Here is a 26,105-nt window from a genome sequence, read left to right on the forward strand (position 1 = left end):
TTTGAGTGGCAAGGAACGGAAATATGGGTATCGTATCTCGCTTAAAGCTCATGTCGTTTTTGCAATACTTCATCTGGGGAAGCTGGCTGGTGACCCTGGGTTCTTACATGATTAACACCCTGGATTTCACTGGGGCTAATGTCGGTATGGTCTACAGTTCGAAAGGGTTGGCTGCGATTATTATGCCAGGCATTATGGGGATTATCGCTGATAAATGGCTTCGTGCAGAACGTGCCTACATGCTTTGCCATCTGGTTTGCGCAGGTGTGTTGTTATACGCGACAACCGTGACTGACCCTGAGACCATGTTCTGGGTTATGTTAGCTAACGCGATGGCTTATATGCCGACGATTGCGTTATCGAACAGCGTTTCATACTCCTGCCTTGCACAGTCAGGTCAGGATCCAGTAACCGCTTTCCCGCCGATTCGCGTATTTGGCACTATTGGTTTTATTGTTGCCATGTGGACAGTAAGTTTGATGGGCCTGGAACTCAGTAGTGCGCAACTGTATATCGCGGCTGGTGCATCGTTGTTGCTGGCAATGTACGCTTTTACGTTACCGAAAATTCCTGTTGCAGAGAAGAAAACCGCCACGACGCTCGCCAGTAAATTGGGGCTGGATGCTTTCGTCCTGTTTAAAAATCCGCGAATGGCGATTTTCTTTTTGTTTGCGATGATGCTTGGCGCTGTGCTGCAAATCACTAATGTTTTTGGCAATCCATTCCTTCATGATTTTGCTCGTAGCCCTGAGTTTGCTGACAGCTTTGTCGTTAAGTATCCGTCTATTTTGCTTTCGGTTTCACAGATGGCGGAAGTGGGTTTTATCCTCACCATCCCGTACTTCCTGAAACGCTTTGGCATTAAAACGGTGATGTTGATGAGTATGCTGGCGTGGACGCTGCGCTTTGGTTTCTTTGCTTTTGGCGATCCGTCACCGTTTGGTTTTGTTCTACTGCTGATGTCGATGATCGTGTACGGCTGTGCGTTCGATTTCTTCAACATCTCAGGATCAGTGTTCGTTGAGCAGGAGGTGAGTTCCAATATTCGTGCCAGTGCGCAGGGCCTGTTTATGACAATGGTGAACGGTGTTGGGGCGTGGGTTGGCTCAATCCTGAGCGGTATGGCAGTGGATTATTTCTCTGTTGATGGTATCAAGGATTGGCAGACTATCTGGCTGGTATTTGCTGCTTATTCTCTGCTATTAGCTGTTATCTTTGCGTTGTTCTTCCGCTATAAACATCAGCCGGAAAAACCAGTGCAGAAATCGCTGGCACATTGACCATCATAACGGCAGGCGCTCATGCCTGCCGTTTCATGTTCTGCGATGCAATGTGGTAACTTTGCGCATTATCCTTCGCTTCAGGAGCGCATTACACATGGAACGCACGCACCGTATCGATCTGAAGTTACTGCGTTATTTTCTTGCTGTCGCAGAAGAACTGCATTTTGGACGTGCTGCTGCTCGCCTGAATATGTCACAACCTCCGCTCAGTACTCATATTAAAGAGCTGGAACAGCAACTTGGTACGCTTTTATTTATCCGCCATTCCCGGAGTGTGGCGTTAACCCATGCCGGAAAAATTTTGATGGAAGAGTCACGTCGTCTGTTATCCAGTGCGAATCAGGCGCTGGCAAGAGTTGAACAGATTGGTCGTGGCGAGGCAGGGCGGATCGAACTCGGCGTTATTGGCACCGCAATGTGGGGAAAAATGCGTCCGGTGATGCGGTGTTTTTTGAAGGATAACCCTAACGTCGAAGTACTGTTTCGTGAAAACATGCCTGCAATGCAAATGACCATGCTGGAGCGGCGTGAACTGGATGCGGGTGTTTGGCGGATGGCAACTGAGCCTTCTCCCGGATTTACCAGCCTGCGTTTGCATGAATCTTCTTTTCTGGTGGCTATGCCGGAAGAGCATCCACTTACTGCTTATGATGCAGTACCGCTGGAAGCGCTGCGTAACGAATATTTTGTCACTATGCCTTCAGTTCATACTGACTGGGCATTTCTGCAACGTGTTTGCCAGAGCGCTGGATTCTCTCCGATGATAATTCGTGAAGTGCGGGAACCGCAAACGGTGCTGGCGATGATTAGCATGGGAATTGGTATTACGTTAATTGCAGATAGCTACGCTCAGATGAACTGGCCGGGTGTTGTATTTCGGGCGTTAGAAGAACGTATTCCGGCAGATTTGTATATTGTGTATGACCAACAACAAGCGACGCCTGCGCTGGAGAAACTGGTGGGGGCACTGACGATGTGATATTTCTGCCGGATGGTAGTACGAATGTCTTATCCGGCTTAAAACATATCATTTAGTAGGGATGACTCGCTTCGCTCACCCTCCGGGCCGTCGCCGCAAACGGCACCGTTCTCTCACTACGTGAGACCCGAACCTGCTGCAGGTTCGAATCTTATAAATCGCAGATAGCAAAAAGGCGCCTTTAGGGCGCCTTTTTACATTGGTGGGGCGTGCAGGATTCGAACCTGCGACCAATTGATTAAAAGTCAACTGCTCTACCAACTGAGCTAACGCCCCGAAGTGGTGGGTGATGACGGGATCGAACCGCCGACCCCCTCCTTGTAAGGGAGGTGCTCTCCCAGCTGAGCTAATCACCCACTTCTCAATTTCTTACATTACACGGCGGAGACTACATAAAGTAGTTGGTGGGTGATGACGGGTTCGAACCGCCGACCCCCTCCTTGTAAGGGAGGTGCTCTCCCAGCTGAGCTAATCACCCCCGCTGTGTGGAGTCGCATTATAGGGAGAGTTGAAAATGAGTCAACGCATTTTCAAAAGAAATTGTTCGTTCGTCGTAAATTTAAACAAAACGATCGCAAAACAGGCCGTGCGGCATGATTTGTATACGAAAATGGTAAAGCGTGATGTTCCAACCTGATCAACATTGAGGAATCAGACCACGGTGATAGAATACCACCCTGATAATCTTCCCAGGTTTGCCGGTTGTCGGCATCTTTATAAACGTAAGGCCATTTCATGAAAATCAAAACTCGCTTCGCGCCAAGCCCGACAGGTTACCTGCACGTCGGCGGTGCGCGTACTGCTCTTTATTCCTGGCTTTTTGCACGTAACCATGGCGGTGAGTTTGTGCTGCGTATTGAAGACACCGATCTCGAACGCTCCACACCGGAAGCTATCGAAGCCATTATGGATGGCATGAACTGGCTGAACCTTGAGTGGGATGAAGGTCCGTACTTCCAGACCAAACGTTTTGATCGCTACAACGCAGTTATCGATGAGATGCTGGAAGCGGGTACAGCCTATAAATGCTACTGCTCCAGAGAGCGTCTGGAACAACTGCGTGAAGAGCAGATGGCGAAAGGTGAAAAGCCGCGTTACGACGGTCGCTGCCGTCATGGTCACGAACATCATGCGGACGATGAGCCTTGCGTGGTACGTTTTGCTAACCCGCAGGACGGTTCCGTTATTTTTGACGACCAGATCCGTGGGCCGATCGAATTCAGTAACCAGGAGCTGGACGATCTGATCATTCGCCGTACCGATGGTTCTCCGACTTATAACTTCTGTGTTGTGGTCGATGACTGGGATATGGAAATCACCCACGTTATTCGTGGTGAAGACCATATCAACAACACCCCGCGTCAGATCAACATCCTGAAAGCGCTGAACGCGCCAGTGCCGGTTTATGCACACGTTTCGATGATCAACGGCGACGACGGTAAAAAGCTCTCCAAACGTCACGGAGCAGTCAGCGTAATGCAGTATCGCGATGATGGCTACCTGCCGGAAGCGCTGCTGAACTACCTGGTGCGTCTGGGCTGGTCCAGCGGCGATCAGGAAATCTTTACCCGCGAAGAGATGATCAAGCTGTTCTCCCTTGGCGCGGTGAGCAAGTCTGCGAGTGCATTCAACACTGAGAAACTGCAGTGGCTGAACCATCACTATATTAACGCCCTGGCTCCGGAATATGTGGCAACGCATCTGCAATGGCACATTGAGCAGGAAAATATCGACACTCGCGTTGGTCCGCAACTTTCCGAACTGGTGAAACTGCTGGGTGAGCGTTGCAAAACACTGAAAGAGATGGCGCAGAGCTGCCGCTATTTCTACGAAGACTTTGCCGAGTTCGATGCTGATGCGGCGAAGAAACACCTGCGTCCGGTTGCACGTCAGCCACTGGAAGTGGTTCGCGACAAGCTGGCTGAAATTAGCGAATGGACGGCTGAAAATGTCCACCACGCGATTCAGGCAACCGCTGATGAGCTGGAAGTGGGTATGGGTAAAGTGGGTATGCCACTGCGCGTTGCAGTAACCGGCGCAGGCCAGTCTCCGGCGTTAGACGTAACGGTGCATGCGATTGGAAAATCTCGTAGCATTGAACGTATTAACAAAGCCCTGGCGTTTATTGCTGAGCGTGAAAGTCAGCAGTAAGGCGGGTTGATACATAGAAAAACGGCAGGAAAATATCCTGCCGTTTTTTTTGTGCTTATTCCGATTCATCAATGCCGAGACGGGCGAGAAAACTGCGGATACCTTCACGTGAAAGAAAAAGCGCCAGCTTTTCTTGTTCCGTCGGGGACATGTTTTCTACTGCACCAATTATCTGGCGAAATGCAGGGCTGCGAGTAACGTGTGTGTATTCCGCAATAGGTTCTTCTGCCTGATAAAACTCAGGGACTTTGCGAAATGCAGGAATATTGAGAAGAAATTCCCGCACACTGCCATCAATATGAATAAGCCTTGCGCGGCCACCCTTCACGCCGGGAAACTTTTCGGTTTTCCAGTTTTGTTCTCTGATCCAGCGATTGACGGTTTGTTTGGCGACCCCGAGACATTCAGCCAGCTCTTCGGTGGTCATTTTGCTGCGTAATTTTTTCATATTATTTACTGTCGCGGATCCCTAAGCGTTGTAATAAACCCGTAATGCCTTCACGCAGGATCAGTGACGTAAACATTTTCTGTTCTGATGGCGTCATTTCTTTAGCCAGCCTTATCAGCAGCGCTTCGATAGAGGAGTCACCTGATAAAGATAAATTATCTGATAAGCCTTCAGCTGAACGCTCGGCACTGCGGATGTATTCACGAACTTGTTCGGTAACGTGAACCAGACGGGCTTTACCACCCTGAACGCCTGGTTTGGGTGATGTAGCCCAGCCTTCCTTGCGCACCCATTTATTGATGGTTTGTCGGCTGTAACCGGTCAGATTAGCAAGTTCTTCTGGCGTCATCCGTTCCTTGAACATAACGATTCCCTGAATAGTCGTGGGGTTAATTAGTGGTTCATTTTATAGCACCATTTTAGTCGAAACCGTGACGCGTTTAACTACTGAATGCGAGTTGTTGCGCAATGTTCTTCATTTGACTGCTTTTTCAGCGATTGAATTCTGTGAATTGATTTTGCCGTTGACACATGCGAAGGGAATTCATATGATGCCGCCCGTCAACTCGACAAGCTTTACGTGACGGGGCTATAGCTCAGCTGGGAGAGCGCTTGCATGGCATGCAAGAGGTCAGCGGTTCGATCCCGCTTAGCTCCACCAAATTTAATCCCAATAAATTTGGTACGTAAAAGCATCGTGGGGCTATAGCTCAGCTGGGAGAGCGCCTGCATGGCATGCAGGAGGTCAGCGGTTCGATCCCGCTTAGCTCCACCAAAATTGAAGCCCTCGCTGAAAAGCGGGGGTTTTTTGTTTCTACTTCCAGCCCGATTTCTCTTTTTTCCATTCAGATTGCTGAGTAACAGGCATAAAAAAGCCGGGGAGAATCTCCCCGGCTTTGTCACTGCGTGGCTGTTTTACAGCACCAGTGCTGCGATGGAAGCGGACAGTACGCTCACCAGCGTGGAGCCGTATACCAGTTTCAGACCAAAGCGGGAGACCACGTTGCCTTGCTCTTCGTTCAGGCCTTTGATTGCGCCTGCGATAATACCGATTGAAGAGAAGTTAGCGAAGGATACCAGGAACACAGAGAGGATGCCTTCAGCGCGCGGAGAGAGCGTTGAAGCGATTTTCTGCAGGTCCATCATCGCAACGAATTCGTTAGAAACCAGTTTAGTCGCCATGATACTACCTACCTGCAGTGCTTCGCTGGACGGAACACCCATTACCCATGCGATAGGGTAGAAGATGTAGCCCAGGATACCCTGGAAGGAGATGCTGTAGCCAAACCAACCGGTAACGGTGGCGAACAGGGCGTTCAGAGCTGCAATCAGCGCGATGAAACCAATCAGCATTGCTGCAACGATAATCGCCACTTTGAAGCCCGCCAGAATGTATTCCCCCAGCATTTCGAAGAAGCTCTGCCCTTCGTGCAGGTTGGACATCTGGATATCTTCTTCACTGGCATCAACACGGTAAGGGTTGATCAGCGACAGTACGATAAAGGTGCTGAACATGTTCAGAACCAGCGCCGCAACGACGTATTTCGGTTCCAGCATGGTCATGTACGCGCCCACGATAGACATGGAAACGGTAGACATCGCCGTTGCAGCCATGGTGTACATGCGGTTGCGTGACATTTTGCCCAGGATATCTTTATAGGCAATAAAGTTTTCAGACTGACCCAGGATCAGGGAGCTGACGGCGTTGAAGGATTCCAGCTTGCCCATACCGTTCACTTTGGATAACAGGAAACCAATAGCGCGGATGATAACTGGCAGAACACGGATATGCTGCAAAATACCGATCAAGGCGGAAATGAAGACGATCGGGCAAAGCACTTTCAGGAAGAAGAATGCCAGACCTTTGTCGTTCATATTGCCAAAGACAAAGTTTGTCCCTTCATTAGCGAATCCGAGCAGTTTTTCAAACATTTCGGAGAAGCCTCTCACGAAGCCCAGGCCGACATCAGAGTTCAGGAAGAACCATGCCAGTAACACTTCGATAACAAGCAATTGAATAACATAACGAATGCGGATTTTTTTACGGTCACTGCTTGCCAGCAGTGCGAGTACCGCAACGACGGCAAGGGCCAGGACAAAATGAAGAACGCGGTCCATATTTGCTCCAAATATGAGGCAGGTTTAGTTTCCGTGCACATTCTATGTAACAACACCAAAGAAAACGAGATCAAACACACACTATAATAAGGACCTGTGACGAGATTCAAAATTAGTGATCCGCGATACACTTCCGTTATGTTTAGTATGGAAGTGAAAAGTTATGTCATTGTGCTAATCTCATAACAATAATTAAACATCTCGCCGGTATTTCCAGATTTCTTATCAACCCATAGACCAACGCTATCAGAGAAATCAATTCAACCCATCAAAATGAATTTGATAATCATTCTCAATAAGCGTAGCTTAAAACATAGCAAAGGCTATGTTTCTGAGGCACTAAAATGACGAACGATCGCGTTGAGAGTAGCAGTGGACGGGCAGCGCGCAAGTTGAAGCTCGCATTAATGGGACCTGCGTTCATCGCGGCTATCGGGTATATCGACCCGGGTAACTTTGCTACGAATATCCAGGCAGGTGCCAGCTTTGGCTATAAACTGCTGTGGGTCGTTGTCTGGGCAAACCTGATGGCAATGTTGATTCAGGTGCTATCAGCTAAGTTGGGCATTGCCACTGGCAAAAATCTGGCGGAGCAAATTCGCGATCATTATCCGCGCCCCGTGGTCTGGTTCTACTGGGTGCAGGCTGAAATTATCGCCATGGCGACAGACCTTGCCGAATTTATTGGGGCTGCAATTGGCTTCAAGCTGATCCTTGGTGTTTCTCTGTTGCAGGGGGCTGTGCTTACTGGGATTGCGACTTTTTTGATCCTGATGCTGCAACGTCGTGGGCAAAAGCCGCTGGAGAAAGTGATTGGCGGATTATTGTTGTTCGTTGCTGCGGCTTACATTGTAGAACTGGTTTTTTCTCAGCCGAACCTGGCACAGCTGAGTAAGGGAATGATTATCCCCAGCCTGCCCAATTCTGAAGCGGTATTTCTGGCGGCCGGTGTGCTCGGCGCCACCATTATGCCGCACGTTATTTATCTGCACTCATCCTTAACCCAGCATCTGCATGGTGGGACACGCCAGCAGCGATACACGGCAACCAAATGGGATGTGGCTATCGCCATGACAATTGCCGGATTTGTTAATCTGGCGATGATGGCGACGGCGGCAGCGGCATTTCACTTTAGCGGGCATACCGGTATTGCTGACCTCGATCAGGCCTACCTGACGCTTGAACCGTTGTTGAGTCACGCTGCGGCGACGGTCTTTGGTTTGAGTCTGGTGGCTGCTGGGCTTTCCTCTACGGTTGTCGGAACACTGGCGGGACAAGTTGTGATGCAAGGGTTTATTCGCTTTCACATTCCGCTTTGGGTACGCCGCACCGTCACCATGATGCCGTCGTTTATCGTTATCCTGATGGGACTTGATCCTACCCGTATTCTGGTGATGAGCCAGGTATTGCTCAGTTTTGGGATTGCACTGGCTCTGGTGCCGCTGCTGATATTTACCAGCGACAGTAAACTGATGGGCGATTTGGTTAACCGCCGTTGGGTAAAACAGGTTGGCTGGGTGATTGTGCTGCTGGTTGTGGCACTGAATATCTGGCTGCTGATAGGGACCGCGATCGGATTGTAGCGGTTATCATTTCCTTCGGTTACCCGGTCGCGCCGGGTAACCATCTCGCTTATTTTTTATTTAAATGGCTACGATAGGTATCAAGTACCACTGCAACGATAATAACGGCTCCTGTGATAAAACGTTTTGTGGGCTCGCTGGCGCCAACTTGCGCCAGCCCTGCTGCCAGTACGGAAATAATCAACGCGCCAAGAAAAGTACAGATAATCGAGCCGCGTCCCCCCATCAGACTCGTGCCTCCAATCACGACAGCAGCAATAACCTGTAGCTCCATCCCCACGCCACTATTCGGGTCTGCCGCCTCGAGACGGGCCACCTGAAAGAGTGATGCCAGACCAGATAATCCACCCATCAGGGCAAAGACTGCGATCTTGTAGGGCCCGGGATTGATGCCTGATAACCGGACAGCTTCTTCATTGGTTCCAATACCAATTAAATGGCGGCCAAAAACGGTTCGGGTCAGTACCAAATGTCCGACAATAATGACGACGATCGCGATAATAAAAGAAGGGGAGACGCCAAAGAGAATCGGGTCGGCTAAATAATCATAAATAGAACCGATATAGGCAGTTCGGGAGTCAGTTAACTGGTATGCCGCCCCGCGGGCCATTTCCAGTACGCCCAGTGAGACGATAAAGGCTGGAATACGCCAGGCAACGGTAATCAGTCCCGTCAGTGCTCCAACTAATGTAGCGAGTGCTATGCCAGAAAGCGCGGCCAGCCATGGCGACCACTGGAAATTTAAATAGGTGACGCTGACTACCGCTGCGGCAAGAGCCAGCAACGAGCCAACCGAAAGGTCGATACCGGCAATAATTAAGATAAACGTCATCCCTACCGACATGACGATTAAATCGGGGATCTGATTCGCAATAGTACTAAAGGTATTCATACTCAGAAAATGTGTACTGAGGCATGAAAACAGGACTATCATCGCCAATAATGCTCCGAGCAGCCCGATGTAGCTACTTAATCCTTTCCATGACGTCTGGGCCTTACCTTTCTCTGCTGCTGCTTGTTTTGTCGCAAAGTTGTTTTTCATTTTTTATCCCCGGCTACTCGCTGACGGTATCTTCTGCATGTTGATATGCCGAAAATGCTGCCGCTAAAATGCGATCCTGGCTCCAGTCATCACGCGTAAATGTGTTCACTAACTTGCCATCGGAAATTACCGCAATACGATCGCAAACGAGCATGAGTTCGCGCAGATCACTGGAAACGACAACAACGCCTTTTCCCTTAGACGTCAACGTATTCAGCAACTGGTAAATATCCTGTTTAGCGCCGACATCAATACCGCGAGTGGGCTCATCAAATAGGACAACTTCGCAGTCTCGTTCCAGCCATCGGCTAATCAAAACTTTTTGCTGGTTGCCGCCCGATAAACTCTCCACTGCCTGTGCTGTGTTTGTTGTACGAACAGCTAAACTTTTGATGTGTTTATTTGCTAACGTGGTTTCACTCAATGCGTTAACGACCGACAGATGACTTATTTTGTCGCTGTTGCCCAATGAAATATTTGCTGCAACCGACTGGGGTAATAAAAGCCCTTCACCTTTACGATCTTCCGTGACTAATGCGATACCGTGTCGAATAGCCTCAGCAGGAGAACGGATCGCTACGGGCTTTAATGGGGAGCCAATCAGCAAGCTGCCACTGTCGATTTTATCAGCGCCGAAAATAGCACGCAGAAGTTCTGTTCTGCCGGAGCCGACCAGACCGCTGATCCCTAACACCTCACCGCTGTACAATGTAAATGACGTATCCCGAATGATTTTCCCACGCTTAAAATTTTCCACTTTCAGGATGGGATGACCTGCCTGACGTCCACTTAAATCAAATGAACTTTCTAAGTCGCGCCCGACCATCAGCGAAACAAGCTGATCGCTGGTATAACGTTTGATATCGTCCACGCAAACCAAATGGCCATCTCGGAGTACGGCAATATCGTCAGCAATTATCGCTAACTCATCGAGACGGTGAGAAATATAAATGATTGAAACCCCACGGGCTTTAAACAGCGCTATCTGTTTAAACAGGAGTTCAACTTCACGACTACTGAGCATGGCCGTCGGTTCATCCAGAATAAGCACCCGACTTTCACCAATTAAGTTTCGTGCGATTTCGATCATCTGTTGATGACCAATACCCAGTTCACCTACCAGCGTATTAGGATCGACAGATTGAAGTCCAACCATTGCCATCACCGGGCGAGCCATTTCTGTTAACTTTTTCCGATCGATCCAGCCGAACCGATGGGGAAGTTGTTCGAGAAACAGGTTTTCCGCGACCGACAATGTAGGCAACAAATTGAGTTCTTGCATAACCATGCGAACACCCAACTTTTCTGCTTCTTTTCGGGTAGCGGGGGCGTAAGGTTGACCCTGATAAATCATCTGCCCGGTAGTTGCGCTAGTTAGTCCGCCAATAATTTTTGATAATGTACTTTTCCCGGCACCGTTTTCTCCCGTCAGGGCCAATACTTTTCCTGGATATAATGCTAGCGTCACATCTACCAGGACAGGTTCACTATAGGTTTTACCTACTCCCTGTATTGTGAGGATCTCTTGCCCACTTTTCATATTCTGGCCTTATCCGGTAAGCCGCTCTGATACCCAAATAATTGCAATACCACAGCGGCACACTGTTTTACGGTTATTAACTTATTGTTTAACGATAAGTTTTATTGGCGTTTCAACGTTGCTGGAGAGCTCACTCTGTTTTTTGCCATTTTTTAACGCATCAAGTGCGGCATCAATTCCAAATACGGCTTGTTGCGAAGCAAATTGATCTGCGGTTGCTAAAACACGGCCATCATTTAACATAGGCTTAATCGCTTCGATATTGTCATAACCAACCACCAGAACCTGGCCTTTTTTCCCGGCAGAGCGAATTGCAGAAACTGCGCCTAATGCCATATTGTCGTTATCTGCCAACAGTGCTTTGATATCGGGGTATTCACTCAGCATTGCAGCGGCCACTGCATTAGCGTTGTTAATTTCCCATTGACCAGATTGAACGGAAACTACTTTCATTCCGCCTTGTGCCATTGCGTTCTGGAAGCCGAGGGTACGTTGCTGAGAGTTACTGGAGGTTGGGATGCCTTCAATAATACCGACCTGATCGCCTGGTTTAAGGTGCTTCGCTAAATAATCACCAATTTCTTTTGCGCCTTTTTGGTTATCCGGGCCAACAAAAGGAATGTTGAGATTTTTATCTTTGAGTACACCGTCATCAAATTTATTATCAATGTTGATGACAATGATACCTGCATCAATCGCTTTTTTAATGACAGGCACAAGGGCTTTAGAGTCTGATGGCGCAATGATGATAGCATCGGCTTTAGAGACGATCATTTGCTCTACGATCTGGATTTGATTTGCCGTATCCGTTTCGTTTTTGATGCCGTTAGAAATCAAGTCAAACTTGTCGGCGTTTTTTTTCTGATAATCTTTTGCTCCTGTTTCCATTGTCAGGAAAAACTCATTTGCCAGTGATTTCATGACCAGCGCGACTTTAGGTTTATGTGTCTGCGTATCGGCGGCAAAAGCAGGTACGGTGAAGGTGGCGGAAAGCGCTAAGCCGACAGTTGCACCGATCACACGATAAAACATTTTATTTTTCATGAAATTATCCTATAGGTGTAGGGGGCTAAATAATGCTCTAGACAGTTACTGCATACGATGATAAACGAGCGAATTACTGGGCATGTTTGATGCACCTTTACGTTCAACTTTCAACGATGCAAACGCAGAAGCATATTGCGCTGCATTGATGAGTCCTTTACCGTTTGCAATACATGCAGCCAGTGCCCCGGTAAAGGCATCGCCTGCTCCACTGGTATCGACAACGGCTGATTTATAGGCCGGAATATGAGTATAAGTTTTGCCATCAAAGATCAGACAACCGTCGCTACCTAACGTGATAATGACGCATTTTGCGCCCTGGATATGAATGCTCTTGGCGGCATTTTTTGCTGAATAAATATCAACTATGTTGATACCTGACAACGCTTCAGCTTCAATTTTATTCGGTGTGATAATATCGATTAAATGCAATATTTCTTTGATCTCGGAAACATAGGGAGCGGGATTCAGAACAACCAGAGATTTTCCGAGTTTTGCCTGCATGACGGCAAAGCGAGTGATAGGAAAATTATTTTCCAGTTGGGTTAAAAAAACTTTGCAATTACGAATGGTATCTATATCCAATAAAATATCTTCCTGGGTGAAAGTTTCATTGGCCCCAAGATCGATACTGATCATATTGTCTCCAGTGGCACCTGAAACCCAAACCATTGCAATTCCAGTGGAGGACATTTCATTTTCAAAAAAAGAGAAAGATGAAATTTCAGTGTTCGTTAAGTATCTTTTTGCTTTTTTCGAAAACTCATCTGTACCTAATTTAACAGTAAGATGAACATTGTTATTGATTTTGGCTGCAGCAACCGCCTGGTTTGTACCTTTCCCTCCGGCATAAAAATGGGTTGCAGAGGCGCGTATGGTCTGGCCAATCTGAGGGAACGTTGAAGTTTCAGAGACAATATCTATATTAAATGAACCCAGTATGTAAATGCTTTCATCAATATAGTTATTTTGTTTGGTACGGGTAGAAATCGTTGTGATTTCCTTATGGCTTTTGAACCCGTTCAATATTGTATTTGTGAAAGATTGTTCAAATAAAGATTCATCAGGTGTGTTGTTTAATTGCGCGCCGCCATGGAATAATGAAAAAAGAGTATTCTGACTTAACTCATTTAAGTCATTACGGATCGTGCGAGTCGTAACTGATAATTCCTTTGCTAATTCGCTAACATAAACCTTTTTATCGGTTACCAGCTTAACCCGAATGGCCTTTTGTCTTTCTTGTTTTTTCATTGGCGCTCACCCCAGGTTTTATATTATTAAATTAATGTTAACGTTTATCGCGTAAAGTTCAAAAAAAACACGATTAATCGGAATTTTTTTTTCCGATTTTGTGAATTTGTGAAATGAACCGGAAAGATGGAGGACGCTCTGGGGGGCTATTGTGGCTGTACGTAATCCAGCGTTTGGGAAAGTGTTACGCAAAAAGGGTCCATGTACAAACATGAACCCTATGTATATCGATGGTTTGTGTGAATACTGCCCCGGATGATGGGGGATTTGTTACATTAATGATGGTGTTTGTGGCCTCGCCCGCGACCACGATGGTCATCACGATCGTTCCAGCCTTCACGATAACCGCGCTCGTAAGCTTTGCGTTTATCCCAGCCACGATGGTATCCATTGTCATGACGCCACCAACGATTTTTGCGCCACTCATAATTATGGTGCCAGTAATCCCGGTCGCGCCAGCGCCCGCCGTCCCAGTAGTTGCCGTAATTGTCGCGATCGCCAATTTGTAATTTAATCGACGGTAGCAGGGTGATTTCGCCAGCGTTTGCGGCCAGCGGTGCAAAAGCCATTAAGACTGCCGCCAGAATCAGTGACCTGAACATTCTTTCTCTCCTTCACGATCGAGCCGTAGCCGGCCTGTTAACGCAATATTACGGGGCAGTAAAGCCCCGTTTCATCGCCTTAACTCTTAAATCCTGAGAGAGAGCACTTTTTGTTAATAAATGTGTCTTTATTTCAACCGACCCAGAATGGCATCAATCTCTGCACATTCTGCCGGTGAGAAATGACGGTTTGCCAGCATGCCGACAGCGTCTTCAATTTGCGCCGGTTTGCTGGCACCAATCAGCACTGAGGTGACTTTGTCTTCCCGTAACACCCAGGCCAGCGCCATCTGGGAGAGCTTTTGTCCTCGCCGCTCAGCCAGTTCATTCAACAAACGAACTTTGTTTAATTTTTCCGCAGTAATTTGGTCCGGATTAAGAAAACGGCTGCCGCTTGCTGCACGAGAATCCGCAGGAATACCGTTCAGGTAGCGATCGGTTAATTGTCCACCTGCCAGCGGTGAGAAGGCGATACTGCCAACTCCTTTCTCCTGCAGCAGTGAGAGTAAACCTCCTTCAACCCAGCGTTCAAACATGGAATATTTGGGCTGGTGGATAAGGCATGGAGTCCCTAAATCGTTGAGGATTTCAATGGCCTGTCTGGCAAGGTCGGCAGGATAGTTAGACAGCCCGACATACAGCGCTTTGCCCTGACGGACAATATGATCCAGTGCCTTCATGGTTTCTGTAAGCGGTGTTTCAGGATCGGGACGATGGTGATAGAAGATATCAACATATTCCAGACCCATGCGTTTCAGGCTTTGGTCGAGGCTGGCTATCAGATATTTACGCGAACCCCAGTCGCCGTAGGGACCATCCCACATGGTGTAGCCTGCTTTGGTGGAAATGATGAGTTCATCCCGCCACGGTAAAAAATCTTCCTGCAGAATGCGTCCGAAATTTCGCTCAGCCGAGCCCGGTGGCGGCCCGTAGTTATTGGCGAGATCAAAATGGGTGATCCCCAGATCGAAAGCGCGCTGTAACAGGCTCCGGCTGTTCTCGACTTGCGTGGTGTCACCAAAATTGTGCCACAGGCCAAGAGAGATAACCGGTAGTTTTAACCCGCTTTGACCGCAGCGGCGGTACTCCATTGTCTGATAGCGATTTTCATCAGCGCGATAAACCATGTAGCCCCCATTCCAGATAGTGAGAGTTTCAGTGTATACGTTTACACAAGTCAGGCCTCAATGAAATTTCACCGCCGAAACTGTAAATTCAGCTTTCCACCCCCTTCACGGCGAGTTTTCTGGACAGGTATCACAGTTCTTCGATACTCAACATGAGGTTACCGTCAGAAGGATAGCTGTCATGCAAACCCCGTATTCAGTTGCTGATTATCTGCTGGACAGGCTGGCAGGTTGTGGAATTGGCCACCTTTTTGGTGTGCCGGGTGATTATAATTTGCAGTTTCTGGACCATGTGATTGAACATCCCAGCGTGCGCTGGGTCGGGTGCGCGAACGAATTGAATGCGGCTTATGCTGCGGATGGATATGCCCGGGTGGCGGGGGCAGGAGCGCTTCTCACCACCTTTGGCGTTGGGGAATTAAGCGCAATCAATGGATTAGCCGGAAGCTATGCAGAATATGTTCCTGTATTGCATATTGTGGGGGCTCCGTGTAGCAGTGCTCAGCGGCGTGGGGAACTGATGCATCACACCCTTGGTGACGGTGATTTTCAGCATTTTTACCGTATGCACCAGGCGATTACCTCGGCCAGTGCGGTGCTGGATGCACAAAACGCCTGCTATGAAATTGACCGGGTTCTGCGGGCAATGTTGTCCGAGCGCAGACCAGGTTATCTGATGCTACCTGCTGATATTGCCAAACACCCCGCCACGCCCCCGCAAGATATCCTCATTATTCCCCTGAACGAACCGGAAAGCAGCGTGGCTGCCGCGTTTCGTTTTCAGGCCCGCGAACGGTTAATCGACAGTCCGCGGGTGGCGCTGCTGGCTGATTTTCTCGCGCTGCGTTTTGGTTTACAGCCGGTTTTACAGCGCTGGATGGCGGAAACGCCGATGGCCCACGCCACACTATTGATGGGCAAAGGGCTTTTTGATGAGCGTCATCCGGCGTTTGTTGGCACTTACAGCGCTGGGGCCAGCAATGATTATGTACGCCAGGCGATAGAGGATGCCGACACGATCATCTGTGTTGGCACTCAGTTTGTTGACACGTTGACTGCCGGTTTTACGCAACGGCTACCGCAGGAACGCACTATTGAGGTCCAGCCTCATGCTTCGCGCGTAGGAACAAGCTGGTTTAACGTCCCCATGGAACAGGCGGTCACCACGCTACGAGAATTATGCCTGGAATTGTCATTCTCTCTCCCACCTGAACGTCCTCCTGTTAATCGTATTCCGGTTGAAAGGGGGCCGCTGACACAGGAAAACTTCTGGCATACGGTGCAGCATTATCTGGCACCTGACGACATTATCCTCGTAGACCAGGGGACTGCCGCATTTGGTGCTGCGGCGCTCTCGTTACCTTCCGGGGCGGAGGTGCTGGTACAACCGTTGTGGGGCTCTATTGGCTATGCTTTACCTGCCGCATTCGGTGCACAAATGGCTTGCCCGGACCGCCGGGTGATCCTGATTATTGGTGATGGTGCGGCGCAACTGACAATTCAGGAACTGGGGTCAATGCTCAGAGAGGGTCAGTCACCCGTTGTTTTACTGCTCAATAACGACGGTTATACCGTAGAGCGTGCTATTCACGGGGCGAATCAGCGTTACAACGATATTGCCGGCTGGAGCTGGACGCAGGTGCCGCAGGCTCTGAGTCGGGAATGTCAGGCGGAATGCTGGCGCGTGGCGCAGGCTGTACAGTTGGAGGAAGTTCTGGCTCGGCTGGCATCACCGCAACGGCTTTCGTTGATTGAAGTGGTGTTGCCGAAAGCCGATCTGCCTGAACTGTTGCGCACGGTGACCCGTGCGCTGGAAGCCCGTAACGGCGGATAGCTATTTATCCGGGTGATTGGCGATCATCATCGGTTTACCTGCCAACAGCAACCAGGCGGGAAGCATAACGATACACAACAGCGGCAGCAGGGTGGTGTCTGGCACCACCACTGCGGCCATAAACAGACTCAGCCAGGCATCGCGTGTGACAACCAAGACCAGCCCCAGAATGGCACAGGAGACGGTGATTGCTGCCGGTACGGTTTCAACATGGGCGTGTAGCATAAGTCCCAGCGCCACACCCACGAATACCGCCGGGAAAATACGCCCACCGCGAAAACCGCTGGCGGCGGCAACCACCAGCGCGGCCAGTTTAATCACCGCGAGCATAAAATAGTCTGAGGCACCCAGAGTCTGGCTAAACGCCATTTGCTGCATTTCATCCAGCCCCTTAAACAAAGTAAGTGGCCCACCAATAACGCCTAATATGCCGAGGATAAATCCCCCAACACCGAGGATCAGCACCGGGTGTTTCAATTGATGCATCAACTGGTGCAAACGTGGCAAACACCAGACCGCCACCATACCTGCCGCAATAGCAATGGCGGCGACAATGGCACCGCTAAAAATATCGGTCAGATGCATCTGTGAGTAGTGTTCAATGGGCAACGAAAAATGAGGATGAAAGAACAGGCTGGTTGTCAGTGATCCCGCTGCTGCGGCCAGCAATGGCGCAAACAGACGATCCCACAAGGGAACATCGTTAGAGTTGTTCAATGTTTGCGAGAACACCAGCGCTGCGGCGACAGGGGTGCCAAACAGCGCGCCAATGGTGCCAGCAGAAGCGAGAATGGTCCAGTCCAGCTTATCAACACGGGGAAACAGCCGAACGCCAATGGCCACTGCCAGCGCGATATTCACGGTCATAATCGGATGCTCTGGCCCCAGACTGACCCCGCCCGCGAGGCCGAGGATCAGTGCGGCCAGCAGGCCCGGCAGTGCTGAAGTTGATACTGGCATACCGATCAGTGGTTCACAGGCAGGATCCGGGCCTGCATGACCCTGGCTGTAGCGAATCACTAAGCCGACCATTATCCCGGTAAGCGTAAGCATGCCGATGATCCAAACCGGAGAGTCATTGGCAATGCCAATACTGACGGGCAGACGCTCCCATAAAAATTGCTGTAAAACAGAGGCCACTTTCATTACTGCGATCAACACCAGACTGGAGGCGATGCCAATAATCAGCGCGGGGGTTGATAATAACAGCATCGTTCTGGCACGCGGATGGAGCATTTTCTATTCCTTCAAACAGAGTCATAGAGGTAGTTTGCACAGCCTGCCTTGTGGCATTGCTGCAAATGGTGCTGAAACGATAAAGTAATTATGTGACCTGGATCGATTTTCCACGGGCATCAGCCTTTGGGGCGTTGTTGTTATGCCCCCATGAATTTACAGTGTGCTAAAGATTTATTCTGACTTTAGCGGAGCAGTAGAAGAATGACAAAATATGCTTTAGTAGGTGATGTCGGCGGCACTAACGCGCGTCTTGCTCTGTGTGACATTGCCAGTGGTGAGATTTCGCAGGCAAAGACCTATTCCGGGCTGGATTACCCAAGCCTTGAAGCCGTTGTGCGTGTGTACCTGGATGAGCATAGCGTTAGCGTTGAAGACGGGTGTATTGCCATTGCCTGCCCGATCACCGGTGACTGGGTGGCAATGACCAACCATACCTGGGCATTTTCTATTGCTGAAATGAAAAAGAACCTTGGCTTCAGTCATCTGGAAATCATCAACGATTTCACCGCTGTATCGATGGCGATCCCCATGTTGAAAAAAGAGCACTTGATTCAGTTTGGTGGTGCAGAGCCTGTCGAAGGGAAACCTATTGCGGTCTATGGTGCGGGTACTGGCTTAGGCGTTGCGCATCTGGTGCACGTGGATAAACGCTGGGTGAGCCTGCCGGGAGAAGGGGGGCATGTGGATTTCGCCCCTAATAGTGAAGAAGAAGGCATTATTCTGGAAGTGCTGCGCGCGGAGATTGGTCATGTCTCAGCGGAACGCGTGCTGTCCGGCCCTGGGCTGGTGAATTTGTACCGCGCTATTGTGAAGTCAGATGGGCGCCTGCCGGAAAACCTGCAGCCGAAAGATATCACTGAACGTGCATTGGCGGATTCCTGTATCGACTGTCGCCGCGCGCTGTCGCTATTTTGCGTCATTATGGGGCGATTTGGCGGCGATCTGGCACTAACGCTGGGCACCTTTGGCGGTGTCTATATTGCCGGTGGCATCGTGCCGCGTTTCCTCGAGTTCTTTAAAGCGTCTGGTTTTCGCGGCGGCTTTGAAGATAAAGGGCGGTTTAAATCCTATGTTCAGGACATTCCGGTGTATCTGATTGTACATGATAATCCAGGACTGCTTGGCTCAGGTGCGCATTTGCGCCAGACTTTAGGGCATGTTCTGTAACTACACTGCTATACCCTGCGAAACCGCGCTAATCACGCGGTTTTTTTTCGTCTGTTGCCAGCCATTCCGACGCTCGTCACATTTCCGAATTGCGGGGTTATTTATCCAGTAGAAGCATTATTTATCTGGTAACGGTCGTTGCTTTCCTGCATCCATAATTTCACTCGTTAACTATTACGAGGAGTCTGTTATGAGTAAAAAACTGATTGCAGTCTGTGCATGCCCGATGGGGCTGGCTCACACCTTTATGGCAGCTCAGGCGCTGGAAGAAGCGGCGGTTGAAGCGGGATACGAAGTGAAAATTGAAACGCAGGGCGCAGATGGCATTCAAAACCGCCTGACGGCGCAGGACATTGCCGAAGCGACGTTAATTATCCACTCCGTTGCCGTCACCCCGGAAGATAACGAGCGGTTTGAAACACGCGATGTGTACGAAATTACTTTGCAGGACGCAATAAAAAACGCTGCTGGCATCATTAAAGAGATCGAAGAAATGGTTGCCGCAGAACAACAATAATTGTCGAAGGGAAACACGTATGGCCATTAAAAAACGCAGTGCAACCGTTGTGCCTGGCGCATCTGGTGCGGCAGCGGTAATAAAAAATCCTCAGGCCTCCCGCAATAGCTTTTGGGGCGAACTCCCGCAGCATGTAATGTCGGGTATTTCGCGTATGGTACCCACGTTAATCATGGGTGGGGTGATCCTCGCTTTCTCTCAACTGATTGCCTATAGCTGGCTAAAAATTCCTGCTGATACCGGCATCATGGATGCGCTGAATAGCGGGAAGTTCGATGGTTTTAATCTTTCATTACTGAAGTTTGCCTGGCTGTCACAGTCTTTTGGCGGCGTGCTGTTTGGTTTTGCTATACCCATGTTTGCAGCGTTCGTTGCTAACTCTATCGGCGGTAAGCTGGCGTTTCCGGCAGGATTCATCGGCGGGCTGATGTCTACTCAGCCCACGCAGGTGCTGAATTTTGACCCAACCACTCTGCAATGGGCGACGGCCGCTCCGGTACCTTCGACCTTTATCGGAGCGCTGATTATCTCGATTGTTGCCGGATATCTGGTGAAGTGGATGAACCAGAAAATCCAGCTTCCTGATTTTCTGCTGGCATTCAAAACCACTTTTTTACTGCCGATTCTCTCCGCGATTTTCGTCATGCTGGCGATGTATTACGTGATAACCCCGTTCGGAGGTTGGATTAACGGTGGTATCCGTACTCTGCTGACGGCCGCGGGAGAGAAAGGTACGCTGATGTATGCGATGGGCATCTCCGCAGCGACTGCAATTGACCTCGGTGGCCCTATCAATAAGGCCGCAGGATTTGTTGCCTTTAGCTTTACCACCGATCACGTCCTGCCGGTGACTGCACGCTCTATTGCGATTGTCATTCCACCTATTGGTCTTGGGCTGGCAACGCTTATCGACCGCCGTTTAACCGGTAAACGACTGTTTAGTGCGCAGCTTTACCCGCAGGGGAAAACGGCGATGTTCCTTGCGTTTATGGGCATTAGCGAAGGCGCGATCCCCTTTGCGCTGGAAAGCCCTGTTACGGCGATCCCTTCATATATGGTTGGAGCAATTGTCGGCTCGACGGCTGCTGTCTGGCTGGGCGCGGTACAGTGGTTCCCTGAATCCGCCATCTGGGCATGGCCTCTGGTTACTAATCTCGGCGTCTATATGGCGGGGATCTTATTAGGGGCGGTTATTACGGCGCTAATGGTCGTGTTCCTGCGCCACATGATGTATCGCAAAGGCAAACTGCTGATTGAAAGCCTCTGAATATAAGGATTGTCATCATGAGTTTACTTGCCTCATTGCGCGAATGGCTAACGGCGCAAAGGTTGGACGCCGTGCTGCTTTCATCGCGGCAGAATAAACAGCCGCATCTGGGTATCTCCAGCAGTTCTGGGTTTGTGCTTATCAGCCATAAAAAAGCACATATTCTGGTGGATTCCCGTTACTACACCGATATCGCGGAGCGTACATGTGGCTACCAGCTCCATTTACTGGATGGGGCGCAGACGCTGTATTCGCGGGTGAATCAAATCATTGATGACGAAAACCTGGATACGCTGGGCTTCGAAGGAGAGCAGGTTAGCTGGCAAACGGCGCACGTGTGGTCAGGTAAATTGCGCGCCCGACTGGTGAGCGTGGTACCGGATGTTCTTCGGCAGGTTAAAACGACACAGGAGATTGCCTGTATCCGCGAGGCCTGCCGGATTGCCGATCTCGGTGCTGAACACATTCGTCGATTTATTCAGCCAGGCTTCAGTGAACGAGCCATTGCCGCTGAGCTGGAATGGTATATGCGCACACTTGGTGCGGAAAAGGCCTCTTTTGACACCATTGTCGCCAGCGGTTGGCGCGGCGCGTTGCCACATGGAAAAGCCAGCGACAAGCTTGTCGAAGCGGGCGAATTTATCACGCTGGATTTTGGCGCACAGTACCAGGGATATTGTTCGGATATGACGCGAACGTTTCGCGTCCCTGGTGCGGGACCGGCAGAAGAAAGCGCTCTGTTTCCCGTTTATCAAATTGTTCTGGCTGCACACCGTGCAGCGGTGGCGGCAATTCGCCCAGGAGTGCACTGCCATGAGGTGGATGCCGCCGCTCGCCAGGTCATTACCGACGCGGGGTATGGTGATTACTTTGGGCATAACACCGGACACGCTATCGGTATTGAGGTCCATGAAAACCCTCGCTTCTCCCCGACAGATACGACTTCACTGGCGGTTGGCATGTTGCTTACCGTTGAGCCGGGTATCTACCTGCCGGGGCAAGGGGGAGTGCGTATTGAGGATGTTGTGCTGGTTACGCCAGACGGCGGTGAGGTGCTCTACAGCATGTCGAAAACATTGTTACATACGGGAGAGGCGTAATGGATTTATCGCTGCTGAAAGCGCTGAGTGAGGCGGATGCCATCGCGTCTTCAGAACAAGAGGTTCGTCAGATCTTACTTGATGAGGCTGATCGTCTGCATAAAGAGGTGCGCTTTGATGGCCTTGGCTCGGTACTGATTCGACTTAATGAATCGACAGGTCCGAAAGTGATGATTTGCGCGCATATGGATGAAGTGGGATTTATTGTACGCAGTATCTCCAGCGAAGGGGCGATTGATGTTTTACCGGTAGGAAATGTGCGGATGGCGGCCAGGCAACTGCAACTGGTGCGGATTACCACCCGAGAGGAGAGCAAAATCCCTGGGCTGCTTGACGGAGAACGTAGTGGCAATGATGTTAGCGCGATGCGGGTGGATATTGGCGCGCGCTCATATGACGAGGTCATTCAGGCTGGCGTCCGTCCGGGCGATCGCGTCACTTTTGACACTACTTTCCAGGTTTTGCCACACCAGCGGGTAATGGGAAAAGCCTTTGATGATCGGCTCGGGTGTTATCTGCTGATAGCGCTGTTACGTGAATGGCATGGCGCTGAACTGCCTTGTGAAGTCTGGCTGGTGGCCAGCTCCAGTGAAGAGGTTGGGTTACGTGGAGGGCAAACGGCGGCGAGTGCGGTTGCACCGGACATAGCCATTGTGCTGGACACGGCCTGCTGGGCAAAAAACTTTGATTATGGTGCGGCGAATCATCGACAGCTCGGCAAAGGGCCGATGCTGGTGCTGAGCGATAAGTCACTTATTGCCCCACCAAAACTGACAGCATGGGTTGAAAGCGTCGCTTATGAAACGGGTATACCGCTACAGCTGGATATGTTCAGTAACGGTGGCACCGACGGTGGGGCTGTTCATATCAGCGGCACAGGGATCCCGACGGTTGTGCTGGGGCCAGCTACACGCCATGGGCACTGCGCTGCGTCGATTGCAGCTTGCCGTGACATCAGCCAAACGCAACAATTGCTGTCGGCTCTTATTTCACATCTTACGCGCGAAACCGTTGTTCATCTGACGGATTTCAGGTGCTGATTTTGCGCTAACCAGGAGTTGTTATGCTCACGATTCAATTTCTTTGCCCGTTACCCAATGGCCTGCATGCACGTCCGGCATGGGAGCTAAAAGAGCACTGTAGCCAGTGGCAAAGTGAGGTGATATTTATCAATCATCGCCAGAATACCCGGGCAGATGCGAAAAGTTCGCTGGCACTGATTGGCACCGGAACGCTGTTTAACGACAGTTGCAGTTTAACCATCACCGGTAGCGATGAAGAACAGGCCAGGCGGGCGCTGGAAGAGTATCTCCAGCACCGGTTTATTGACAGTGACAGTGTCCAGCCCACGTTCTCAGAGCTGGCAGCTCATCCGTTGCCACGCTCGCTGATTCGCCTTAACCCGGATTTGCTGTATGGCAATGTGCTGGCTGGTGGCGTAGGGGCTGGTTCGTTAACACTTTGGCAGCGCGATAATCTGGAAGTCTATCGGGCAATAGCGGCGAGCGCGGAGGATAATACCCGGCTGGAGCATAGCCTGGTGACGCTGGCTGAACAGCTTAATCAGCAGCTGCGAGAGCGTGACGGTGAGAGTAAAACCATACTGAGTGCACACCTGTCCTTGATTCAGGATGATGGGTTTGCCGGCAATATCCGTCGCCTGATGCTTGAGCAGCATCTGGGATTAGGTGCGGCGATTATCGCCAATATGGAACAGGTGTGTGACAAGCTGTCAGCCTCCGGCAATGACTACCTGCGTGAACGGGTCAGCGATATCCGTGATATCAGCGAGCAGTTGCTGCACATCACCTGGCCCGAAAGACGTCCGCGTAATGCACTGATTTTGGAACAACCGACAATACTGATTGCCGAAGACCTGACCCCCAGTCAGTTTTTAAGCCTCAATTTGCAGCATCTGTCCGGCATGATCCTTGAGAAAACGGGCCGCACATCGCATACACTGATTCTGGCTCGCGCGTCGGCGATCCCTGTGCTCAGCGGCCTGCCTCTGGAGGCGATTAGCCGCTATACGGGTCAGCATGCGGTACTGGATGCCCGCTGCGGTGTACTGGCGATTAACCCAAACGATGCTGTGCGTGGGTATTATGGGATTGCACAAAAGCTGGCGGATGAATGCCAGCGGAGGCAGGCGCTTGATGCCGCACAGCCTGCGTTCACCAAAGATAATCAGCGCATTGATGTCGCAGCGAATATCGGTACTGCGCTGGAAGCGCCAGGAGCGTTTGCTAATGGTGCGGAGGGTATTGGGCTGTTTCGTACTGAAATGCTGTTTATGGACAGAGACAGCGCGCCTGACGAGCAGGAGCAGTTTGAAGCCTACCAGCAGGTGTTACTGGCCGCTGGCGACAAACCGGTCATTTTTCGCACCATGGATATTGGTGGCGATAAAAATATCCGTTATCTCAATATTCCTCAGGAAGACAATCCGTTCCTTGGTTATCGCGCGGTGCGAATTTATCCCGAATTTGCCGGATTGTTCCGTACTCAACTACGCGCCATTTTTCGTGCAGCGGCCTTTGGTAACGCGCAACTGATGATTCCGATGGTGCACAGTCTTGACCAGATCCTGTGGGTGAAAAGTGAACTGCAAAAAGCGATAGCTGAGTTGAAACTTGAGGGATTACGCCATGCCCCGGCCATTCCGTTGGGGATTATGGTTGAAGTGCCGTCAGTGTGTTACATCATCGATCACTTCTGTGACGAAGTCGATTTCTTCAGCATCGGCTCAAACGACATGACCCAGTATCTGTACGCGGTCGATCGTAATAACCCGCGAGTTTCGCCGTTGTATAACCCGATTACGCCGTCGTTTTTGCGGATGCTGCAGCAAATCGTCAGCGTGGCGCACGATCGCGGCAAATGGGTGGGGATCTGTGGTGAGCTAGGCGGAGAAGGGCGCTATTTACCGCTGTTGCTGGGTTTAGGACTCGACGAATTGAGTATGAGTAGCCCGCGTATTCCGGCCGTGAAAAGCCAGCTACGTGAACTGGACAGCCAGGCGTGCCGGGAGCTCGCTCTGCGGGCCTGCGAATGTCGCAGCGCGCAGGAGATCGAAGCGTTGCTGAATCAGTTTGCACCGCAAAAAGATGTCCGTCCGTTGCTGGCGCTGGAGAACATTTTTGTAGGCGAACCACTGAGCAATAAAGAACAGGCGATTCAGTTCCTGTGCGGCAATCTCGGCGTAAATGGGCGAACGGAACACCCGTTTGAGCTTGAAGAGGATGTCTGGCAGCGGGAAGAGATTGTCACGACCGCCGTTGGTTTTGGCGTGGCTATTCCACATACAAAATCCCAGTGGATCCGTCACTCCAGCATCAGCATTGTCCGGCTTGCGCAGCCGGTCGACTGGCAGTCGGAGATGGGGGACGTTGAACTGGTGATCATGCTAACGCTGGGAGCCGATGAGGGTATTAACCACGTGAAGGTCTTTTCGCAGCTGGCGCGCAAGCTGGTAAATAAGCAGTTTCGCCAGTCACTGTTTGCAGCGCAAGATGCCGAAAGCATTCTGGCCTTGCTGGAGGCCGAATTGACGTTTTGAGTTTGTGATAAATGCCGGGTAGAGACGCAAACGACGTCGAATCCGGTCTACAGACGGGTACGTTTGCAGGCCGGATTCAGCAGGCAGTGGCACATGAAATAGCGTTTAACGACCCATTGATCACATTTCCGCCTTTCAGATACCCAAACGCAGTAAACCATTTCCATTCTACCGCCGATAGTGGCTTCTCTTGCTTGTTATAACCATATAATAACAATGGTCTATACGGCATATTAACCTTATAATAATCATCC

At 50.3% G+C, this 26,105-nt stretch carries 22 protein-coding genes and 5 tRNA genes; 14 read left to right on the forward strand and 13 right to left on the reverse strand.

Going from position 1 to position 26,105, the window contains the following annotated elements:
- Nucleotides 1-23: 23 nt before the first annotated feature.
- Together SK36_RS04525 and SK36_RS04530 are read left to right on the forward strand one after the other, a co-directional pair.
- Nucleotides 24-1,280, forward strand: coding sequence for a nucleoside permease (locus tag SK36_RS04525; protein WP_045445879.1), 1,257 nt, complete (start codon nt 24-26; stop codon nt 1,278-1,280).
- 97 nt (nt 1,281-1,377) lie between these two features.
- On the forward strand, nt 1,378-2,262 hold the full coding sequence (locus SK36_RS04530; protein WP_045445875.1) for a LysR family transcriptional regulator: 885 nt from the start codon (nt 1,378-1,380) through the stop codon (nt 2,260-2,262).
- Nucleotides 2,263-2,462: 200 nt separating this feature from the next.
- On the opposite strand, the gene SK36_RS04535 is transcribed toward SK36_RS04530, so the two are convergent.
- The 3 genes from SK36_RS04535 to SK36_RS04545 form a co-directional block, all read right to left on the reverse strand.
- A tRNA-Lys gene (locus SK36_RS04535) sits at nt 2,463-2,538 on the reverse strand.
- Nucleotides 2,539-2,542: 4 nt separating this feature from the next.
- A tRNA-Val gene (locus SK36_RS04540) sits at nt 2,543-2,618 on the reverse strand.
- 46 nt (nt 2,619-2,664) lie between these two features.
- A tRNA-Val gene (locus tag SK36_RS04545) sits at nt 2,665-2,740 on the reverse strand.
- A gap of 257 nt (nt 2,741-2,997) precedes the next feature.
- On the opposite strand from SK36_RS04545, the gene gltX reads away from it, so the two are divergent.
- Complete coding sequence (gene gltX / locus SK36_RS04550; RefSeq protein WP_045445872.1) at nt 2,998-4,413, forward strand: glutamate--tRNA ligase; 1,416 nt, start codon at nt 2,998-3,000, stop codon at nt 4,411-4,413.
- Between the two features lie 55 nt (nt 4,414-4,468).
- On the opposite strand, the gene SK36_RS04555 is transcribed toward gltX, so the two are convergent.
- Both SK36_RS04555 and SK36_RS04560 read right to left on the reverse strand, forming a co-directional pair.
- Nucleotides 4,469-4,861: a MerR family transcriptional regulator gene (locus SK36_RS04555; RefSeq protein ID WP_048220861.1), complete on the reverse strand. Its 393-nt coding sequence runs from the start codon at nt 4,859-4,861 to the stop codon at nt 4,469-4,471.
- Between the two features lies 1 nt (nt 4,862).
- Entirely contained in the window at nt 4,863-5,225 is a 363-nt protein-coding gene (locus SK36_RS04560; protein WP_048220862.1) for a YfeC-like transcriptional regulator, read from the reverse strand.
- A 221-nt stretch (nt 5,226-5,446) separates the two neighbouring features.
- Between SK36_RS04560 and SK36_RS04565 the strand changes: the two genes are divergently transcribed.
- Nucleotides 5,447-5,522 (forward strand) — tRNA-Ala (locus SK36_RS04565).
- A gap of 38 nt (nt 5,523-5,560) precedes the next feature.
- Nucleotides 5,561-5,636 (forward strand) — tRNA-Ala (locus SK36_RS04570).
- Nucleotides 5,637-5,776: 140 nt separating this feature from the next.
- Here SK36_RS04570 and nupC read toward each other — a convergent pair.
- A complete protein-coding gene (gene nupC, locus SK36_RS04575; RefSeq protein ID WP_045445864.1) occupies nt 5,777-6,979 on the reverse strand; it encodes a nucleoside permease NupC in 1,203 nt (400 codons plus the stop codon).
- A 273-nt stretch (nt 6,980-7,252) separates the two neighbouring features.
- On the opposite strand from nupC, the gene SK36_RS25205 reads away from it, so the two are divergent.
- Complete coding sequence (locus SK36_RS25205; protein WP_420808581.1) at nt 7,253-7,327, forward strand: hypothetical protein; 75 nt, start codon at nt 7,253-7,255, stop codon at nt 7,325-7,327.
- Entirely contained in the window at nt 7,324-8,562 is a 1,239-nt protein-coding gene (locus SK36_RS04580; protein ID WP_048220863.1) for an Nramp family divalent metal transporter, read from the forward strand. The genes SK36_RS25205 and SK36_RS04580 overlap by 4 nt, the downstream gene beginning before the upstream one ends.
- A 49-nt stretch (nt 8,563-8,611) precedes the next feature.
- Here the strand turns inward: SK36_RS04580 and SK36_RS04585 are convergent, their stop codons facing one another.
- The 6 genes from SK36_RS04585 to mgrA form a co-directional block, all read right to left on the reverse strand.
- Nucleotides 8,612-9,604 carry an ABC transporter permease gene (locus tag SK36_RS04585; RefSeq protein ID WP_045445858.1) on the reverse strand — a complete coding sequence of 331 codons (993 nt, stop codon included), beginning with the start codon at nt 9,602-9,604 and terminating at the stop codon, nt 8,612-8,614.
- Between the two features lie 13 nt (nt 9,605-9,617).
- Nucleotides 9,618-11,144: a sugar ABC transporter ATP-binding protein gene (locus SK36_RS04590; protein WP_048220864.1), complete on the reverse strand. Its 1,527-nt coding sequence runs from the start codon at nt 11,142-11,144 to the stop codon at nt 9,618-9,620.
- A gap of 81 nt (nt 11,145-11,225) precedes the next feature.
- Complete coding sequence (locus SK36_RS04595) at nt 11,226-12,188, reverse strand: sugar ABC transporter substrate-binding protein (protein ID WP_045445852.1); 963 nt, start codon at nt 12,186-12,188, stop codon at nt 11,226-11,228.
- 45 nt (nt 12,189-12,233) lie between these two features.
- Nucleotides 12,234-13,439 carry a PfkB family carbohydrate kinase gene (locus tag SK36_RS04600; protein ID WP_045445849.1) on the reverse strand — a complete coding sequence of 402 codons (1,206 nt, stop codon included), beginning with the start codon at nt 13,437-13,439 and terminating at the stop codon, nt 12,234-12,236.
- Nucleotides 13,440-13,714: 275 nt separating this feature from the next.
- A complete protein-coding gene (ypeC, locus tag SK36_RS04605; protein WP_045445847.1) occupies nt 13,715-14,041 on the reverse strand; it encodes a DUF2502 domain-containing protein YpeC in 327 nt (108 codons plus the stop codon).
- A gap of 128 nt (nt 14,042-14,169) precedes the next feature.
- Nucleotides 14,170-15,168 (reverse strand): L-glyceraldehyde 3-phosphate reductase, encoded by a 999-nt coding sequence (gene mgrA, locus SK36_RS04610; protein ID WP_048220865.1) that lies wholly within the window; start codon nt 15,166-15,168, stop codon nt 14,170-14,172.
- A 181-nt stretch (nt 15,169-15,349) separates the two neighbouring features.
- Between mgrA and SK36_RS04615 the strand changes: the two genes are divergently transcribed.
- Nucleotides 15,350-17,002, forward strand: coding sequence for an alpha-keto acid decarboxylase family protein (locus SK36_RS04615; RefSeq protein ID WP_048220866.1), 1,653 nt, complete (start codon nt 15,350-15,352; stop codon nt 17,000-17,002).
- On the opposite strand, the gene SK36_RS04620 is transcribed toward SK36_RS04615, so the two are convergent.
- The gene (locus SK36_RS04620; protein WP_048220868.1) at nt 17,003-18,238 is read right to left on the reverse strand and encodes an ion channel protein; all 1,236 of its coding nucleotides are present in this window, start codon (nt 18,236-18,238) and stop codon (nt 17,003-17,005) included. It abuts the gene before it with no gap.
- Between the two features lie 204 nt (nt 18,239-18,442).
- Between SK36_RS04620 and glk the strand changes: the two genes are divergently transcribed.
- The 6 genes from glk to ptsP all read left to right on the forward strand — a co-directional run bounded on the left by glk (nt 18,443) and on the right by ptsP (nt 25,851).
- A complete protein-coding gene (gene glk, locus SK36_RS04625; RefSeq protein WP_045445835.1) occupies nt 18,443-19,408 on the forward strand; it encodes a glucokinase in 966 nt (321 codons plus the stop codon).
- A 190-nt stretch (nt 19,409-19,598) separates the two neighbouring features.
- Entirely contained in the window at nt 19,599-19,925 is a 327-nt protein-coding gene (locus SK36_RS04630; RefSeq protein ID WP_045445832.1) for a PTS fructose transporter subunit IIB, read from the forward strand.
- 19 nt (nt 19,926-19,944) lie between these two features.
- Nucleotides 19,945-21,192 (forward strand): PTS fructose transporter subunit IIC, encoded by a 1,248-nt coding sequence (locus tag SK36_RS04635; RefSeq protein WP_045445829.1) that lies wholly within the window; start codon nt 19,945-19,947, stop codon nt 21,190-21,192.
- 17 nt (nt 21,193-21,209) lie between these two features.
- Nucleotides 21,210-22,292 carry an aminopeptidase gene (gene ypdF, locus SK36_RS04640; protein WP_048220869.1) on the forward strand — a complete coding sequence of 361 codons (1,083 nt, stop codon included), beginning with the start codon at nt 21,210-21,212 and terminating at the stop codon, nt 22,290-22,292.
- Nucleotides 22,292-23,332, forward strand: a complete 1,041-nt coding sequence (ypdE, locus tag SK36_RS04645; RefSeq protein ID WP_048220870.1) for an aminopeptidase — start codon at nt 22,292-22,294, stop codon at nt 23,330-23,332. The genes ypdF and ypdE overlap by 1 nt, the downstream gene beginning before the upstream one ends.
- Nucleotides 23,333-23,355: 23 nt before the next feature.
- On the forward strand, nt 23,356-25,851 hold the full coding sequence (gene ptsP, locus SK36_RS04650) for a phosphoenolpyruvate--protein phosphotransferase (RefSeq protein WP_048220871.1): 2,496 nt from the start codon (nt 23,356-23,358) through the stop codon (nt 25,849-25,851).
- Nucleotides 25,852-26,105: the final 254 nt, after the last annotated feature.

This window comes from Citrobacter sp. MGH106, from assembly GCF_001037495.1.
In the GTDB taxonomy this organism is placed as follows: domain Bacteria; phylum Pseudomonadota; class Gammaproteobacteria; order Enterobacterales; family Enterobacteriaceae; genus Citrobacter; species Citrobacter murliniae.

What these genes read in the sequence shown, in the direction of transcription:
- SK36_RS04525 (WP_045445879.1), top strand. Translation starts at nt 24, where the DNA reads ATGGGTATCGTATCTCGCTTAAAGCTCATGTCGTTTTTGCAATACTTC.
- SK36_RS04530 (WP_045445875.1), top strand. Translation starts at nt 1,378, where the DNA reads ATGGAACGCACGCACCGTATCGATCTGAAGTTACTGCGTTATTTTCTT.
- gltX (WP_045445872.1), top strand. Translation starts at nt 2,998, where the DNA reads ATGAAAATCAAAACTCGCTTCGCGCCAAGCCCGACAGGTTACCTGCAC.
- SK36_RS04555 (WP_048220861.1), bottom strand. Translation starts at nt 4,861, where the DNA reads ATGAAAAAATTACGCAGCAAAATGACCACCGAAGAGCTGGCTGAATGT.
- SK36_RS04560 (WP_048220862.1), bottom strand. Translation starts at nt 5,225, where the DNA reads ATGTTCAAGGAACGGATGACGCCAGAAGAACTTGCTAATCTGACCGGT.
- nupC (WP_045445864.1), bottom strand. Translation starts at nt 6,979, where the DNA reads ATGGACCGCGTTCTTCATTTTGTCCTGGCCCTTGCCGTCGTTGCGGTA.
- SK36_RS04580 (WP_048220863.1), top strand. Translation starts at nt 7,324, where the DNA reads ATGACGAACGATCGCGTTGAGAGTAGCAGTGGACGGGCAGCGCGCAAG.
- SK36_RS04585 (WP_045445858.1), bottom strand. Translation starts at nt 9,604, where the DNA reads ATGAAAAACAACTTTGCGACAAAACAAGCAGCAGCAGAGAAAGGTAAG.
- SK36_RS04590 (WP_048220864.1), bottom strand. Translation starts at nt 11,144, where the DNA reads ATGAAAAGTGGGCAAGAGATCCTCACAATACAGGGAGTAGGTAAAACC.
- SK36_RS04595 (WP_045445852.1), bottom strand. Translation starts at nt 12,188, where the DNA reads ATGAAAAATAAAATGTTTTATCGTGTGATCGGTGCAACTGTCGGCTTA.
- SK36_RS04600 (WP_045445849.1), bottom strand. Translation starts at nt 13,439, where the DNA reads ATGAAAAAACAAGAAAGACAAAAGGCCATTCGGGTTAAGCTGGTAACC.
- ypeC (WP_045445847.1), bottom strand. Translation starts at nt 14,041, where the DNA reads ATGTTCAGGTCACTGATTCTGGCGGCAGTCTTAATGGCTTTTGCACCG.
- mgrA (WP_048220865.1), bottom strand. Translation starts at nt 15,168, where the DNA reads ATGGTTTATCGCGCTGATGAAAATCGCTATCAGACAATGGAGTACCGC.
- SK36_RS04615 (WP_048220866.1), top strand. Translation starts at nt 15,350, where the DNA reads ATGCAAACCCCGTATTCAGTTGCTGATTATCTGCTGGACAGGCTGGCA.
- SK36_RS04620 (WP_048220868.1), bottom strand. Translation starts at nt 18,238, where the DNA reads ATGCTCCATCCGCGTGCCAGAACGATGCTGTTATTATCAACCCCCGCG.
- glk (WP_045445835.1), top strand. Translation starts at nt 18,443, where the DNA reads ATGACAAAATATGCTTTAGTAGGTGATGTCGGCGGCACTAACGCGCGT.
- SK36_RS04630 (WP_045445832.1), top strand. Translation starts at nt 19,599, where the DNA reads ATGAGTAAAAAACTGATTGCAGTCTGTGCATGCCCGATGGGGCTGGCT.
- SK36_RS04635 (WP_045445829.1), top strand. Translation starts at nt 19,945, where the DNA reads ATGGCCATTAAAAAACGCAGTGCAACCGTTGTGCCTGGCGCATCTGGT.
- ypdF (WP_048220869.1), top strand. Translation starts at nt 21,210, where the DNA reads ATGAGTTTACTTGCCTCATTGCGCGAATGGCTAACGGCGCAAAGGTTG.
- ypdE (WP_048220870.1), top strand. Translation starts at nt 22,292, where the DNA reads ATGGATTTATCGCTGCTGAAAGCGCTGAGTGAGGCGGATGCCATCGCG.
- ptsP (WP_048220871.1), top strand. Translation starts at nt 23,356, where the DNA reads ATGCTCACGATTCAATTTCTTTGCCCGTTACCCAATGGCCTGCATGCA.